Below are 15,107 nucleotides of genomic sequence, written 5' to 3'. Positions count from 1 at the left end.
GCTCGCCGTTGTCATCCCGGCCTCATCTTCATTGTGCATGCGGCCGTGACGGATGATCGCCAGGCAGCGACTGAAGGCACGCGCGTTGACCATCTCGCTCAACGATTTCGGCCGCGGCGTATGGATCCCGGCGTTCGCCGGGATGACGATGAGGAGAGATGACGCGCATGCGCCGCGACCTATCTCTCCGCGTCGGGATGAGCTGCCTCTCCGACGACGGCGTCGATCTCACACGCCTTGTCGCCTGCGCTCTAGTCGTTGCACGGGGCGTAGTAGCGCTTCATCGGATGGTGATGAGCGCCGAACGCGACGAACTCCTCGTGGAGGCAGCTGTCGCCTCGCTTGCCGACCGGCTCGCCGTCGCATCGCAGATTCTCGAAGTGCAGCCGGATTCTCTGCGCATGGTCGAGATAGGTCGCGAAGTAGTGCGTGGCCTGGACGTGTCCAGGGCAGCTATGGAGCACCTCGTTGCGCACATCGGGCGGCAGCTGATCGATGTGATCCGGGTTCCAAGGTCCGTCGTGCGAGCCGGCACTGCCCCGCGCAATGGCTGCGCCTTGAGAGAAGGCCGCTGCGATCGCCAGGCAGATCGCCGGCAGGACGAGCAGGCGCAGCTTTGTTTTGCGCATTGCAGCACCGCTGATGAATTGATTCAACGCGCTGAACCCTACCAGAACCCGGGTCCTCCGCGCGAAAAAAATCAGAATTGCGCGTGCAAGCGAGTCGCGACGATCGAGACCGGTCCGCGATCGCGATTATAGGCCGGGTTGGCGATGAACTGATAGTCGAGGCTGAGCGCCCAGGTCGCGATCGGAAGCGTGTAGTAGACCTCCAGGATCTTCTCGGCGCCCGGATGAGGAAGCTGCCCGTCGCCGATCAGCGCGCTGTATCCGCCGGCGGCGAAATAGGCCTGGTGCGTTGCAGAAATCATGTTGCGGATGCCGGCGATTCCCAACGTGTCGTTCGGCCGGTTCCAGAACTGTCCCGAGATCGACGCGCCGCCCGCAAGCGTGGCGTCGGCATCGGTAAATGCGTACGCCTCGAGCCGCCCCGGCGTATAGCCGGCTCGCGCAAACAGGCCGATGCCCGGGACAATCTGCTGCTCGATGTTGCCGGCCAGTCCGAGCTTGGTCGTGTAGGATCGCACCAGCGAGAGATCCGGCGCAGCCCCCGTGAGATTTGCGAGATCGACGGCGCTCTGGAAACTGCCCATGCGGGCACGCGTGAGATATCCCGTGACGGCGATCTTGCCGGGCTGGTCGAACAGCTGGTAGCGGCGCTCGATCTCGCCGACCATCTGGAACTGGCCGAAGCTCGGATCGAGATTGCTGCTGTTCGGCACCGCGGGGCCATCGAAGACGCCGGCCCGCAACGTCCACGGTCCGGTGTACCACTCGGCCGCGGCCCCATAGGTGAAGGCCCACGCATCGGCGGCGTAGTCGAACGCGCCGGTATTGACCAGCGTCCAGTTGAGGAAGTCGCCGCGCGGATCGTGCGCGTATTTGTTGGAATCGAAGATGTCGACGACGCTGAACTTGCCGACCGTGAGCACCAGCCGATCGGAGGTCTGCGAACCCGCGAATTGCATCGGCCCGGACTCGACCTTCTGGACCTCGCCGCCGAGATCGATGGTCTGCCGCAGGAAGGCGCGCGGGACGCGGGCATAGGGATAGGTGGCACCGACCTTGTAGGCCTCGGCGCTCGGGAAACCCGCGACGCCGAACGTGCCGTTGAGGCCAAAGCCCTGGTCGATCTCCGGGTTGATCCAGATCTCGCCGCCCTCCCATGGGCGCACGCCGACGAAGAGATCCGCGTCGAAGGTCTCGCGCACCTGGTTGGGCGAGAGGCTGTTCTGGCCGGCATAGGGCGCGCGAAACGGCAGCGCATATTGGCTGACGATGGTGGTCTGCCCGTGCACCGCGATGTTGTCCGCTTCCGCGGGCGCAATGCCCTTGAGCGCGAGATCGGCCGCCGTGGCATCGGCGCCGAGCTGATAGTTCAGCCCGAGCTGGAGCCGCTGGACCGAGAGGTTCGAGCTCAGGGACTCCGCCGACGCGGCAAGACCCTTGCGATGGCTGCCGAACTCGGAGGCGAGGAATTCAGCCTTGGCCGTCCAGTGGGGCGCGATCGGCAGCTCGGCGCCCAGGCCGGCAACCCAGCCGAGGCGCCACGTCAGCGCCGTATCGACGGTGCCGGCGACGGCGCTGCCGACCAGCGGCAGGCCAGCGAGCTGCGTGCGCTCCAGACGGTCATAGGACCAGGCAAATCCGCCGGTGCCGTAGAGCAGCCAATGATCGAAGGCGTAGCCGAGCCTGGCGCGCGCGGTTCCCATGCCGAGCACGGTCTCGCGATAGCTGGCCGTGCCTGCCGCCGCCGAGGTCACCGTCCGCTCGCCCGCTATGGTGTTCGGCGACGACACATCCGCCTCGACGCCGATCACCAGGCGGGATGGCAGCGTCCAATTGTAGCCGGCCTGCAGGCCGAACAGGTAGCTGCCGGTGCCCTTGAACATGTCGTAGGAACTGAACAGGCCGGTCGAGCCGCCGACGGTGGTCACGGCGTTGCTCGCGCGCCAGCCGGAGGCGCCGCCGGCATATGCGACATGGGCGCCGAGATACGGTCCGGTCCAGGCCGAGACCTCGGCCTCCGCAGACCTGATCGAGACCGCCTCCGTTGCCCGCGCTGCACAGGGGGCGGCGAGGGCAAGGCTCAGGACCGCGCTCGTGAGACCTATCCGCTGCATTCTCGTCCAAGGTCCGTTAGATGCCATCGCCCGAAGGGCCGGCGATGGCCTGGCCGCTTCTCTCACCCGCATATGACAGAGTCGCAACACGTTGCGAGCCGGCGACGGATCGACAGAACCGGCGGCAGTCAGAAGTTGGAGTTGAAGCGCAGCTTCACCTGGTGCCGCTCGAAATGGGCCAGATCGAGCGGACCGCCTGCCGTGCTGCGGCCGGAGACCTGGACATTCCATGCGCCCGACAGGGCCATGCCGTGCGCGAGCTGCACATAGAAGGTCGGACCGGCGAACAGCGCCTGCCCCGAATACGCGTCGAGGCCAAGCCCATCATAGGCACGCAAATACCGAAGCTCGCCGCCGACAAAGGCGCTCGCCGTCACCCGCGCCGACAGGGCGGCCGCAACGCCGATCTTCGAATCATGAACCCAGTTGCCGGCGACGGGAAAGCGGGTCGTCTGCGCATCGTAGAGCACGTTGAACGTCCCGAGCAGGCGGTCGTCGATCAGCTCCTTGTCGGCGACGAGCGTGAACAGGCTGCCATAGGCCGTCAGCTTCTCGCCGCTGTTGGCGTCGATCTGGCTCCAGCGCGGTTCCACGACCGCCGTCAATCCGAACGGGCCGCTGCGCCGGTTCATCACCATGTAGCGGGCCTCGAACGAGGCGCCCTGCAAGGTGGTGAGTTCGCGGTCGGCAAGGTCGGGGACGCCCGCAATGCCGAAATGAGCCAGCATGACGTTGGCGGAGAGCCTCAGGTTGTCGGTCGGCAGCATCTTGACCGAATCGTTCTGCATCAGCACCGCGTAGCGGCCCGCCGCCTTGCCGAGGTGGCCGATGTTCTCGCTTTCAGCCTCGCGCTCGCCGGCCTTGCCGATATCGGCCCCTTCCGTGAACCCGAACATGTGCTCGCTGTCGACGTCGGATGCGCGTACCTCGGCGCCTGCGGCCAGCACGAGGAGCACGGCGCAGACCCGCCCGATCCTCATGCGCGAGACCGCCGGGCGGTTCGAGCTCGGGGCAAGAGCGGTGCTTGAGTTGCGCTGCATGACGGGATTTCGCTCGCCGGAACACCAAGGGGACATCGAAAGATCACGACGCCTGCCCTGCGTTGTATGGCCCGGCACGGTCTCGATCAATTCAGGCGGAGCGACAATCCAAAGCATAAGTCGCGGAAGCGGGAGCCGATGCGCGCGAGGTCTCGGGCGCCCGCATGCTCCGGCGCCATCAGGCTGTCGAGCAGACATCGTCGCGGCAAATCGCACATGATTATCTGTAGCAGCTGAACGTGCAGCCCGGCACCGCCAGGGGGATTCCGCTTCGAGACTCCCGAACCGATGAATCGGCGGCAGCTAGCCTGACCGCTCCTGCTCCATCCTGCTGATCCGGTCGTAGAGGTCCTGGACGGTGAGCGGCTCCAATCGCTCGGCCTGATCGCAGAGCCAGATCAACAGGTGCCAGGGCGTCATCGCCCGCTCCTCGCCGAAGTGCCGCACGATCTCGTCGCGGGTCAGCCGGAGGCCATATCTCTCGAAGAGGGCTCGCGCGAAGTCCTCGCCGTCGGCGCCCGCAACGCCCAGGTCGTGCACGAGGTCCGTCTCGGGAGAGATCGGCTTGCCGGATCGGGTGACGTGTCTGACGAAGGTGCAGAACTCTGGGAGGGGGACCATGTCGTGCCCTGCAGGAAACGATGGCTCGTGCGATCCACAACGCGCTGTGACGGCGCCGGTCACACGCTCCCTTCATTCTCGATCACCAGCACCCTGGCCATCCCGACGGGATGCGCGACATGCTCGTCACCCTGTTGCGCGTGGAAGATGTCGCCGACCTCGAGCGCGTGAACGACTGTGCCGGCTCCGGAGCGCGTGTGCATGTCGACGCGGCCGTCGAGCACGACGAAGACCTCGGGTCCGTCATTGACGTGCCATGTGTAGGGCTTGTCGGTCCAATGCAGCCGCACGGTCGCGGGGGATGCGAAACGTTCGATATCCAGCGCATCCCAGGCCCGACTTGCGGAAAACTCGCGTGCCACGATCTTCTTCACGAATCATGTCTCCTTCTCGCGGGAGAAGGTGATAGACCTTGACACGGTCGGGCGCCGCTTGCGCTTCGACGGAAGAGACCTGCCAATCGCTGTTTCGCGCCAACCGCTGCTCTGCAATGGACATCGACCGGACCAACAAGCGCATCATCGCCCTTCTCGAACAGAACGCCAGGCTCAGCGCCACGGCCATCGGCCGCGAGATCGGGCTGTCACGGCCGGCGGTGCAGGAGCGCATCCAGGCGATGGAGCAGAGCGGCATCATTCAGGGCTACCATGCGACGACCGGCGAAGCCGCCGGCCTCACCCGCGCGGTTCTGTTCATCCGCATCGCCGAGCGACCTTGCGCCAAGGCGCTGGCGTGGTTGTCGTCGCGCGAAGGCGTCCTTTCGGTGATGTCGCTGGCCGGCGAATGGGACGCGCTGGCGACCGTCGCCTTGCCGAGCGTGGCGGACCTGTCGGCGCTCAATGACGAGATCGCGACCTCTCCGCTCGTCGCCGAAGCGCGCAGCCAGATCATTCTTCAGACCTACGCGAAGGCTGCGGGTTCGCGATGACGGTCCGGCATCCGTGTGCCGACCAGCCCGAGCGACGATGAGAAAGCCGCGAGACCCCGCCGACGGCGGGGTCGCGGCTTCGCGGTCCACACCTCAGCCGCCAGCCGCCGCCGCATGCTGCGCGGCCATCTCGGCATCGGCGGCGGTGACGCGCTGGAACGCCGGGCGTGACGTGATGCGCTCGGCGTAGCGGGTGAACACATCCTTGCGCGGCACCACGCCGAACATCATGGTCCAGTTCAGCGCGATGCCCCAGAGGATGTCGGCGGCGGTCAGCCGCTCGCCCAGCAGATAGGGTCCCTTGGCGAGCTGCTGCTCCAATGCGCCGAGCATCGTGTCGTAGTCGGCATAAGGCGACTGCGTCACCGGCGCCGGCTCGCGCTTCATGAAATGGTCGATCACCGCCGGCTCGAACGACGCACCGTAATAGGCGATCCAGCGCAGATAGGGCCCGCGCAAGGGATCGTCGAGCGCCGGCGTCAGGCCGGCCTGCGGGAACAGATCGGCGAGATAGATGAAGATCGCGACCTGCTCGGTGACGATCTCGCCGCGATGGCCGACCGTCGGCACCTTGCCGAGCGGATTGACGGCGAGGAACTCGGGCTTGCGCTGCTCGCCGGCCTTCATGTTGAGGACGTGGAGATCGTAGGGCGCGCCGAGCTCCTCGAGCAGCACGCGGGCGCCGGCGGCGCGGGTCTGCGGCGAATAATACAGCGTGATCCTGTCGGTCATGATGGTCTCCTCCCATGGCGGGCTGCGATGCCCGGCTTGTCGCACGGCATACCTGACAATCCATGTCAGGTATGGTTTAACGGCGGCATGCGCGCGAGCCGGCTGCTCTCCATCCTCACGACCCTGCAAGCGAAGGGACAGGTCACCGCGCCGGAGCTTGCGGAAGCCTGCGAGGTCTCGGTGCGCACGATCTATCGCGACATCGATGCGCTCTCGGCGGCGGGCATCCCGGTCTATGCCGAGCGCGGCGCCGAGGGCGGGTTCCGCCTGCTCGACGGCTATCGCGTGCGGCTGAACGGGCTGTCGCCGGCGGAGACCGATGCGCTGTTCATGGCCGGCCTGCCCGGGCCGGCCGCGGCGCTCGGCCTCGACGGTGCGATGAGCGCGGCGCAGACCAAGCTGGTGGCGGCGCTGCCGCAGGGCCTGCGGGCGAACGCCGGGCGGATGCAGGCGCGCTTCCATCTCGATGCGCCCGGCTGGTTCGGCGAATCCGAGGAGCCGCCGCATCTGCGCGCCATCGCCGATGCGCTGCTGCGCGACGTCAGGGTCGACATCCGCTACCAGGCCTGGCGTTCCGAGAAGCGCCGCCGCGTCGCGCCGCTCGGCCTCGTGCTCAAGGGCGGCAGCTGGTATCTCGCAGGCGGGGTCGAACGCAACGTGCGCACCTATCGGGTCGCACGCATTCTCGATTGTGCCGTCACCGACGAGAGCTTCGCGCGGCCTGATGATTTCGACCTCGCCGCCTATTGGCGCGCCGCGACCGAGCGGCTGGAGGCGGAGCTGCATCCGAACAATGCGACCGTGCGCCTCTCACCGCTCGGCGTGCGACTGATGGAGGTGTGGAGTCAGCCTTACGTGCGCGCGCGTACGCGCGTCTCCGACGAGGCTGATGCGGAGGGCTGGCGCATCGCAGTCATTCCCACGGGAACGACGCTGTGGCACGCGGCCGGCGAGCTGCTGCGCTTCGGCCCTGAGGCCGAGGTGCTCGATCCGCCGGAGCTGCGGGCGAAGATGGCCGAATTGGCGGAAGCGATGGCGAAGCGGTATGGCGCGTCTGCGACGACGATGTGAGTTGAAAACAAGCCGCTCCATCGGCGTCATTGCGAGCGCAGCGAAGCAATCCAGGATGGCGGGCGGGACTCTGGATTGCTTCGCTGCGCTCGCAATGACGGGGTGAGAACAGTGCGAGCCATCGACCAGCCGGGGTGAGCTACAACACCACCGGCGCGTCCGGCAGCTCGTTCGGATCGCCGGCGTGCGGCGGATAATGTCTTGCGAGCTCGCGAGAGACGGCCTTGATGCCGGCGATGACGCCCTGCTCGAAACGTCCCGCGCGAAACTCCGCCTCCATCATCCGGCAGATCGTCTCCCAGCCGGCGGCACCGACGCGGTTGTGGATGCCGCGGTCGGCGATGATCTCGACATCGCGGTCGGCGAGCAGGAGATAGATCAGGACGCCGTTGTTGTGGGCGGTGTCCCAGATCCGCAATTGCGCGAACAGGTCGAGCGCGCGCTCGCGCGGCGGCTGGTTGCGCCACAGCGGCCGGCCGTCGAGCGCGCCTTCGACGACGAAGCGGAGCTGGCCGGCATGGGACTGCTCGCCGTCCTTGATGGCCTGCTCGATGCGCGCCAGCACCTCCGGCGTGAAGATGCGCTTGACCTGCCAATGATGATGCAGGAGGTGCCGGCCGATCCGTTTGATGCTCATTGCATTCGCCTCACCAGCTGCCCGAGGCGCCGCCGCCGCCGAAGCTGCCGCCGCCGCCGGAGAAGCTGCCGCTGTCGCTCGAGCCGCTGCTCCAGCCTGATGACGACGAGCCGGTCGACCAGCCGCCGCGGCGGCCGCTGCCGGGCCCGCTCATCGCGGCGAAGCTGTCGGCGATGAAGGCGATGACGAAGCCGGCGATCGCCGACAGCGCGGCCAACCCGGCCGACCCGACCATCACCCAGGCGATCACGCCCATCGCGCCGCCGGTGGCGAGCGAGCCCAGCAGCCGGCCGAGCAGCGCCCGCAGGATGCCGCCGATGACGATCGCGCCGAACAGCGCCACCGGCGCGAAGGAGGTGATGGAGTCGAAATCGAGGTCGGTGCCGTGCGACGCCTGCGGCTGCGGCACCGGCAGCGATTCGCCGTTGATCACGCCGATGATGCGGTCCACGCCGGCATCGATGCCGCCGGCGAAATCGCCGGCGCGGAATTTCGGCGCGATCACCTCGTCGATGATGCGGCGCGCTGTGACGTCGGTCAGGCTGCCCTCGAGGCCATAGCCGACCTCGATGCGCAGCTTGCGGTCGGTCTTGGCGACCACCAGCAGCGCGCCGTCGTCGATCTTCCTGCGGCCGATCTTCCAGGCCTCCGCGACGCGGATCGAGAACTGCTCGATCGTCTCCGGCTGCGTCGTCGGCACGATCAGCACGGCGACCTGGCTGCCCTTGCGCGTCTCCAGGTCCTTCAGCTTCTGCGTCAGGCCCGCGATGTCCGACGACGACAGCGTGCCGGTCTGGTCGACGACGCGGCCGGTGAGCGGCGGCACGGCGACGTCGGCCCACACCAGCGTGGCGAGGCCAACGAGCAGCGCGGCAAGCAACGCCTTGACGGCCGTCAGCACACGCACGGTTCAGCTCTCCCGGCTACTTGGCGGGCGCTGGCGACGGCGCGTTGAAGTCGACCTTCGGCGCGACCGAGATCTCGCGCTCGTTCTCGACGGTGAAGTTGGCCTTCTCCTTGTAGCCGAACGCCATCGCCGTGAGGTTGTTCGGGAAGGTGCGGATGCCGACATTGTATTCCTGCACCGCCTTGATGTAGCGGTTGCGCGCCACCGTGATGCGGTTCTCGGTGCCTTCGAGCTGGGACATCAGGTCGCGGAACAGCTGATCCGACTTCAGCTGCGGATAATTTTCGGTGACGACGAGCAGCCTCGAGAGCGCGCCGGTCAATTCGCTCTGCGCCGCCTGGAACTTCTGCAGCGCGGCGGGATCGTTGACGACGTCGGGCGTCGCCTGGACGCTGCCGACCTTGGCGCGGGCGTTGGTGACGCCGAGCAGCACGTCCTTCTCCTGCTGCGCAAAGCCCTTCACGCTGTTGACGAGGTTGGGCACGAGATCGGCGCGGCGCTGATACTGGTTGACCACCTCCGACCAGGCCGCCTTGACCTGCTCGTCATTGGTCTGGATGGCGTTGTAGCCGCAATTGGTCAGGCTCAGCGTCATGAGCGCCGCCAGCACGGTCAGCAGTCTCCGCATCGCAATCTCCCCCATCATCGGCCGGCCGCGCCCGTGACATCGTCCGGGCCGCCCCTCGCCTTCGCTGGGTCAGATAGTCGACATCGCGGCAAATTGAAAGGCGGGCCGAAGCTGCCGCGTCTCACGGCGGACCGAACAGGACGCGCAGCCTGCTCACCAGGCCCTGGGTCCGCCGGACATCCTGTGCCAACGCGATCCATTCGCGGAAGGCGATGCGGAACGGATTGTTGGACGGCGGCCGGCCATGCACGCCGAAGCGCAACGGCTCACCCTCCGGCGCCTCGGCGAAGGTTCCGAACATCCGGTCGAACACGATCAGAATCGAGCCGTAGTTCTTGTCGAGGCAGGCCGCATTGATGGCGTGGTGGGCGCGATGATGGCGCGGCGTGTTCAGCACCCATTCGAGGGGGCCGAATTCGACGGCCGCGCCGGTGTGCAGGAAGAACTGGTAGAGCAAGCCGAGGCCGAGCAGCAGCGTGATCGCGATGGGATGAAAGCCGATCCAGGCGAGCGGCAGGAAGAACAGGAACGCGCCGGTCAGTTGTCCGGTCCAGCCGAGGCGGATGCCCGCCGACAGGTTGAAGCGCGTTGCGGAGTGATGGACCGCGTGCGTGGCCCACAGCCACCGGATCCGGTGCGACGCGCGGTGGAACCAGTAGTAGCAGAACTCGACGGCCACGAACAGCGCAAGCCAGCTCCACAGCGATCCGACCGGGATGTCGAACAGCCGGTGACGATAGGCCAGGAGCAGCGGAGCCGCGGCCAGGCCGCTGGTCAGCGCCTTCGCAACGGCATTGCCGGCGGCGACGCCGAACGAGGCGAGGGTCTCGGCCGGATCATAAGCCTGCTCGTGGCCTGCGAGCAGGCCGTAGAGCACTTCCAGGCCGATGAAGGCCAAGGCGAGACACGACAACGCAAGGGCGGACTGATGATCGAGGGCGACGCGCATTGACTGCTCACTCCTGCGCGATGAGGGGGGACGATTTGGACGGCCCAAGCGAGCCGCGAAGCGGCGATTCCGCCCCCGCGCGGCTCGCCCGGACACTCATAGTTTCGTTCGCGATGGCGCGGGCCGCAGCGCCAGACCGGCGGCCGTCAGCGCGTCGCTGGCGGTCTCCATGGCCGCCGCACAGCTCCGGCTGAGCTGGTCGGACTGGGCGGCGAGGCAGCGCACGATGCGGCCCTGCCCCGGCCGGACCGTGGCGCACAGCCGTGCCTGGTCGGCATAGCAGGCGGCGATCGCGGCCTTGACCTCCGGCAACTGCTGAATCGCGGCGATGTCGATGTCGTCGGCACGCGCCAACGACGCCGTGAAGGCGAGAGTCGCTGCGAGCGCGCTCGCGAGCGACAGGCGATGAATCCTGCGCATGGGGATCTCCGAGGAAGCCGATTTCGGGATGACGACGGCGCGGCGGCGCGCTGTCATGCTTTGCACCGGTGCCGCCCCGCTCGGCCCCGCGGACGCGCGGAGCCGGCTTTTCGATCGCCTCTAGCGCGTGAACGTGCTGCTGCGATTGATGGTACCACCATACGGCCCGGTCGTCGTTCCGGTGTGGGTGCAGGTACCGCCGGCGCAACTCGTCTGACCGCTGTTGGTGACGACGCCGCCGCGCGGGCCGGTGAAGCTGCCGGTATGGCTGCAGCTGCCGCCGGCGCAGCCGCCCGAGCCCGACGACGACCAGGTGCCGCCGCGCGGACCGACACCGCCGCCGCTGCGGGTCCAGGCCTGCGCGCCCGAGGACCCCAGCGCCATCACCATGGCGGCGATCGCCGCGGCCACCATCGAGCTCCGAACTGAAAACATCTTGCTCTCCTTTGCACATCTGCAACGCCACATGGCGTAGGCAGAGCCTCGCCCACCAACTTTGCGGGCGGTTTGCAGCGGGGCGCGCCGGTGTAACGATTTGTAACGGCGTCCCGGCCATCCTTGCCGAGCTCGCCGCGGTTTTCCTAAGCTGTTCGCATGAATACGCGCCCCCATCTTCTCATCATCGAGGACGACATCGAGATCCGCAGCCTGCTGCGCGACCATCTCGCGCGCGAGGGTTTTCGCGTCGATGTCGGCGACGGCGGCGCGGCGCTCGACCGTTTCCGCAATACCTTCGGCGATCCCGACCTCGTCGTGCTCGACATCATGTTGCCGGGCGAAGATGGGCTGTCGATCTGCAGACGGCTTCGCGCGGCCTCGCGGGTGCCGATCCTGATGCTCACGGCCAAGGGCGACGAGATCGACCGCATCGTCGGGCTGGAGATGGGCGCGGACGACTATCTGCCGAAACCGTTCAGCCCGCGCGAACTGGTGGCGCGTATCCGCGCCATCCTCCGTCGCGCCGAGCCGGCGCCGCTCGAGAACCGCCGCTTCCTCGTCAATGCGACGCTCACCGTCGATCTCGACAAGCGCGAGATCGCGCATGCCGAGGACGGCCCGCTGCCGTTGACCAGCGCCGAATTCGAGCTGCTCGGCTGCTTCCTGGTCAGGCCCAACCGCGTGCTGTCGCGCGAGCAGCTGATGGACTGGACGCGCGGCCGGCAGGCCGATCCGCTCGACCGTACCATCGACGTGCAGGTCAGCCGGCTGCGCAAGAAGATCGAGCGCGATGGCGAGCACGAACTGATCAAGACCGTGCGCAGTGCCGGCTACATTTTCACCGGCAGCGTCAAGGAGCTGTGAGCCGTGCTCGGGCGCCTCGGCTTCGCCGGCCGGCTGATGGCGATCGTGCTGTTCGCGCTGATCGCGCTGTGGGTGGTCGGCGTCGGCTGGCTGTTCCTGAGCGAGTCGCGCGAGGAGATCCTGAGCCGATTGTTTCCCGTTCCCGAGCAGGTCAGCGCCATCGTCCAACTGATCGAAAACGCCGGGCCGGCCGAACGCCCGCTGATCCTCAAGGCGGTCAGCAGCGAACGACTCCATGTGACGCTAACCCAGGAACGCCCTGAAGCCTCCGCCGGGACGATGCGCAGGCCGCTCGCCGAGCGCTTCTTCGCTTTGTATCTGCAGTCGCTGCAGCCACGCGACGTGATCGCATTGAGCCCTCGTGGCCGTCTGCCGCGCTGGCGCGACTGGCACCTCGGCGACTACTGGCGCAGCATCAACCGCTCGGAGCGGTTCGCCGTGTCCTTGCGCGACAGCGGCTACGTCGTGTTCGAAACGTTCGGCGCAACCGGGCCGCGCCTGCTCGGGCTGCCGCCCGGCTTCGGCGTCGGCCTGCTCGGCGCGCTGATCGGGATGGCCGCCGTGATCGCGATCGCGCGTGAGGCCCGGCCGCTGCGCCAGCTCAGCCGCTCGCTCGGCCAATTCAGCAGCGATGCCACGGTCGCGCATGTGAAGCCCGCCGGCGCGCCGGAAATCCGCAACCTGATCGCGGCCTTCAATGACATGCAGACCCGCATCTCCGAACTGGTGCGCGGCCGCACCCTGCTGCTCGGCGCGGTCTCGCACGACCTCAAGACCTACATCACCCGGCTGCGGCTGCGCGTCGAGCGCCTGCCCGAGCCGGAGCAGCGCGACAAGGCGGCCGGCGATCTCGACGAGATGACGCGGCTGCTCGAGGACGCATTGGCGGTCTCGCGCGGCGGCTTCGCGGCCATCCAGCGCCAGCCGGTCGATCTCCGCGCGATGCTCACGGAGATCGTGGAGGACCGGCGTCAGAGCGGCGCGCGGATCAAGGCCGAGCTCAGTCATGCGCCGCTGATCATTCTCGGCGAGCCGACGGCGCTACGGCGCCTGTTCATCAATCTGATCGAGAACGCGCTGCGCTTCGCGACGCGCTGCACCGTACGGCTGCTGCCGGAGAACGGCGTCGTGATCGCGATCGACGACGATGGACCTGGAATTCCGCCGGATGCCCGCAACGCGGTGTTCGAGCCGTTCTTCCGATTGGAGAACTCCCGCAGCCGCAGCACCGGCGGCAGCGGGCTCGGCCTCGCCATCGTCAAGCAGATCGCCGACGCACATGGTGCGCGCCTCGATCTCTCAACCTCGCCAGAAGGCGGCCTGCGGGTGCGCATCGCGTTTCCGCAGGCCTCCTAGATCGGCTCAACTTCCCTTCCGGTCGCGCAGCTGGGTGACGAACATGTCCTGCCAGTTCGCCGGCTTGACCTTGATCGAGCCGACGCCGTGCATGAACTCGGCGATCTTCAGCACGCCCTCGGGGGTCGCGGAGAACCAGGTGTCCTTGTCCTGCAGCATCTCCAGCACCTCCTCCTTGGTGGTCTTCACCTTGGCGGTGCGGGCATAGATCTCGGCGGCGGCGGCCTTGTCGTTGGCGATCAGGGTGCAGGCTTCGTCGAGCGCGTCGAGGAAGGCCTGCACGACCTTCGGATTGGCGTCGACGAAGCGCTTGGGCGCGAACACCACGTCCATGGTGAGACGGCCGAGCACGTCGGCGGAGTTGGCCACACGGTGGATCTTGGAATCCTTCAGTTCGATGTAGGAGAACGGCGGCGAGGTGAAATGCGCCGTGATCTCGGTCTTGCCCGAGGTCAGCGCCGCCACCGCTTCCGGATGCGGCAGGCCGACCGTCATCGGATCGAGCTTGGCATAGTTCTCCTTGCCGAACTCATGCGCGGCCATCATCTGCAGGATGACCGCTGACAGCGAGGTCTTGATGCCCGGCAGCGCAATCTTGTCGCTCGGCTTGAAGTCCTTCAGCGACTTGATATCGGGATTGTTGGTGTTCATCCACAGCGAGGTCGAGGAGAGCCCGCTGACGCCGACCACCTCGACCGCGGGAATGCCCTTGGCCTTGGCCCACAGCGTGATGAAGCCGGGCGCGCCGGTGCCGGCGATGTCGAGCGAGCCGGCCATCATCGCGTCGTTGATGATGTTGCCGCCGTCAAGCAGCTGCCAGCTCACCTTGAACGGACCGAGCCCGGCCTTCTCGGCCTGCTTCTCCATCAGCTTCTGATCCTCCATCACGATCAGCGGCAGATAGAGGATGCCGTAGCCCTTGGAGAGCCGGATCTCCTTGACCTCGGCCTGCGCCTGGGTGGCGCCGAGCAGCGCGGCGAGGCCGAATGCGGCGGCGGTGAGTGACTTGCTCCAGGACATTCTCGTCTCCCTTCGTTGTTCTTTTGATTATAGCCGATCAGTGCTGCATGCCCCAGCGCCGCACCGTCTTGCGCTCGATGGTGGCGAACACGACGTTCTCGATCACGAGGCCGATGATGATCACGGTGAACAGGCCGGCGAACACGTTCGCCGTCTCCAGCTGGTTGCGGTTCTCGAAGATGAACCAGCCGAGGCCGCCGGAGCCGGAGGACACGCCGAACACCAGCTCGGCGGCGATCAAGGTGCGCCAGGCGAAAGCCCAGCCCACCTTCAGGCCGGTGAGGATCGCCGGGAACGCGGCGGGGATCAGGATGAAGCGCACCAGCTTCAGCCCGCGCAGTCCGTAGTTCAGGCCGACCATGCGCAGCGTGTTCGACACCGAGCGGAAGCCGGAATGGGTGTTGAGCGCGATCGCCCACAGCACCGAATGCACCAGCACGAAGATGATGCTGCCCTTGCCGAGGCCGAACCAGATCAGCGCCAGCGGCAGCAGCGCGATCGCCGGCAGCGGATTGAACATCGAGGTCAGCGCCTCCAGCAGGTCGGCCCCGATCCGCGAGCCGATCGCGATCGTGGTCAGCACGGCGGCGAGCGCGATGCCCACGCCGTAGCCGATCAGGAGCGTCTCCAGCGACACCAGGGTGCGCGCGGGGATCACGCCATTGGCGATGTTCTCGAAGAACGCGGAGAGCGTATCGGTGAAGGTCGGAAACAGCAGGGGATTGCCGAGCCACGAACCATAGGCCTGCCACA

Annotated in this window: 18 protein-coding genes; 4 read left to right on the top strand and 14 right to left on the bottom strand. The window is 67.1% G+C overall.

Translation table 11 applies throughout. The features are described 5' to 3' along the window. Nucleotides 1-251 precede the first annotated feature (251 nt). From BRAS3809_RS22035 to BRAS3809_RS22015, 5 genes are all read right to left on the bottom strand, one after another. Complete coding sequence (locus BRAS3809_RS22035; RefSeq protein ID WP_240535740.1) at nucleotides 252-656, bottom strand: hypothetical protein; 405 nt, start codon at nucleotides 654-656, stop codon at nucleotides 252-254. Nucleotides 657-700: 44 nt separating this feature from the next. Beyond that, nucleotides 701-2,743: a carbohydrate porin gene (locus BRAS3809_RS22030; RefSeq protein WP_008964241.1), complete on the bottom strand. Its 2,043-nt coding sequence runs from the start codon at nucleotides 2,741-2,743 to the stop codon at nucleotides 701-703. A 128-nt stretch (nucleotides 2,744-2,871) separates the two neighbouring features. Beyond that, on the bottom strand, nucleotides 2,872-3,723 hold the full coding sequence (locus tag BRAS3809_RS22025; protein WP_008964240.1) for a DUF6662 family protein: 852 nt from the start codon (nucleotides 3,721-3,723) through the stop codon (nucleotides 2,872-2,874). 363 nt (nucleotides 3,724-4,086) lie between these two features. Then, the gene (locus tag BRAS3809_RS22020; protein ID WP_008964239.1) at nucleotides 4,087-4,404 is read right to left on the bottom strand and encodes a DUF1493 family protein; all 318 of its coding nucleotides are present in this window, start codon (nucleotides 4,402-4,404) and stop codon (nucleotides 4,087-4,089) included. Nucleotides 4,405-4,463: 59 nt separating this feature from the next. Beyond that, nucleotides 4,464-4,778, bottom strand: coding sequence for a cupin (locus BRAS3809_RS22015; RefSeq protein ID WP_008964238.1), 315 nt, complete (start codon nucleotides 4,776-4,778; stop codon nucleotides 4,464-4,466). A 116-nt stretch (nucleotides 4,779-4,894) separates the two neighbouring features. Here BRAS3809_RS22015 and BRAS3809_RS22010 point away from each other — a divergent pair, with 116 nt between their 5' ends. Continuing rightward, a complete protein-coding gene (locus BRAS3809_RS22010; protein WP_008964237.1) occupies nucleotides 4,895-5,332 on the top strand; it encodes an Lrp/AsnC family transcriptional regulator in 438 nt (145 codons plus the stop codon). Between the two features lie 93 nt (nucleotides 5,333-5,425). On the opposite strand, the gene BRAS3809_RS22005 is transcribed toward BRAS3809_RS22010, so the two are convergent. Then, nucleotides 5,426-6,064: a glutathione S-transferase family protein gene (locus tag BRAS3809_RS22005; protein ID WP_008964236.1), complete on the bottom strand. Its 639-nt coding sequence runs from the start codon at nucleotides 6,062-6,064 to the stop codon at nucleotides 5,426-5,428. Nucleotides 6,065-6,151: 87 nt separating this feature from the next. Between BRAS3809_RS22005 and BRAS3809_RS22000 the strand changes: the two genes are divergently transcribed. Further along, nucleotides 6,152-7,135 (top strand): helix-turn-helix transcriptional regulator, encoded by a 984-nt coding sequence (locus BRAS3809_RS22000; protein WP_008964235.1) that lies wholly within the window; start codon nucleotides 6,152-6,154, stop codon nucleotides 7,133-7,135. A gap of 139 nt (nucleotides 7,136-7,274) precedes the next feature. On the opposite strand, the gene BRAS3809_RS21995 is transcribed toward BRAS3809_RS22000, so the two are convergent. The 6 genes from BRAS3809_RS21995 to BRAS3809_RS21970 all read right to left on the bottom strand — a co-directional run bounded on the left by BRAS3809_RS21995 (nucleotide 7,275) and on the right by BRAS3809_RS21970 (nucleotide 11,060). Next, on the bottom strand, nucleotides 7,275-7,772 hold the full coding sequence (locus BRAS3809_RS21995; protein WP_008964234.1) for a TPM domain-containing protein: 498 nt from the start codon (nucleotides 7,770-7,772) through the stop codon (nucleotides 7,275-7,277). Between the two features lie 10 nt (nucleotides 7,773-7,782). Further along, nucleotides 7,783-8,679, bottom strand: coding sequence for a TPM domain-containing protein (locus BRAS3809_RS21990; protein WP_035657563.1), 897 nt, complete (start codon nucleotides 8,677-8,679; stop codon nucleotides 7,783-7,785). Between the two features lie 16 nt (nucleotides 8,680-8,695). After that, nucleotides 8,696-9,307 (bottom strand): LemA family protein, encoded by a 612-nt coding sequence (locus BRAS3809_RS21985; protein WP_008964232.1) that lies wholly within the window; start codon nucleotides 9,305-9,307, stop codon nucleotides 8,696-8,698. 121 nt (nucleotides 9,308-9,428) lie between these two features. After that, entirely contained in the window at nucleotides 9,429-10,256 is an 828-nt protein-coding gene (locus tag BRAS3809_RS21980; protein WP_008964231.1) for a sterol desaturase family protein, read from the bottom strand. 96 nt (nucleotides 10,257-10,352) lie between these two features. Beyond that, complete coding sequence (locus BRAS3809_RS21975; protein ID WP_008964230.1) at nucleotides 10,353-10,676, bottom strand: hypothetical protein; 324 nt, start codon at nucleotides 10,674-10,676, stop codon at nucleotides 10,353-10,355. Nucleotides 10,677-10,796: 120 nt separating this feature from the next. Further along, entirely contained in the window at nucleotides 10,797-11,060 is a 264-nt protein-coding gene (locus BRAS3809_RS21970; RefSeq protein ID WP_008964229.1) for a hypothetical protein, read from the bottom strand. A gap of 210 nt (nucleotides 11,061-11,270) precedes the next feature. On the opposite strand from BRAS3809_RS21970, the gene BRAS3809_RS21965 reads away from it, so the two are divergent. Then, complete coding sequence (locus BRAS3809_RS21965; RefSeq protein ID WP_008964228.1) at nucleotides 11,271-11,978, top strand: response regulator; 708 nt, start codon at nucleotides 11,271-11,273, stop codon at nucleotides 11,976-11,978. Between the two features lie 3 nt (nucleotides 11,979-11,981). Continuing rightward, complete coding sequence (locus BRAS3809_RS21960; RefSeq protein WP_008964227.1) at nucleotides 11,982-13,334, top strand: sensor histidine kinase; 1,353 nt, start codon at nucleotides 11,982-11,984, stop codon at nucleotides 13,332-13,334. A gap of 6 nt (nucleotides 13,335-13,340) precedes the next feature. On the opposite strand, the gene BRAS3809_RS21955 is transcribed toward BRAS3809_RS21960, so the two are convergent. Both BRAS3809_RS21955 and BRAS3809_RS21950 read right to left on the bottom strand, forming a co-directional pair. Continuing rightward, nucleotides 13,341-14,354, bottom strand: a complete 1,014-nt coding sequence (locus tag BRAS3809_RS21955) for an ABC transporter substrate-binding protein (RefSeq protein WP_008964226.1) — start codon at nucleotides 14,352-14,354, stop codon at nucleotides 13,341-13,343. A 37-nt stretch (nucleotides 14,355-14,391) separates the two neighbouring features. Next, nucleotides 14,392-15,107 (bottom strand): ABC transporter permease (locus tag BRAS3809_RS21950; protein WP_035657560.1); only part of this gene is annotated, 716 nt, incomplete at its 5' end.

Source organism: Bradyrhizobium sp. STM 3809, assembly GCF_000239795.1.
Lineage (GTDB): Bacteria > Pseudomonadota > Alphaproteobacteria > Rhizobiales > Xanthobacteraceae > Bradyrhizobium.
This window is presented reverse-complemented; position numbering and strand designations above follow the sequence as displayed.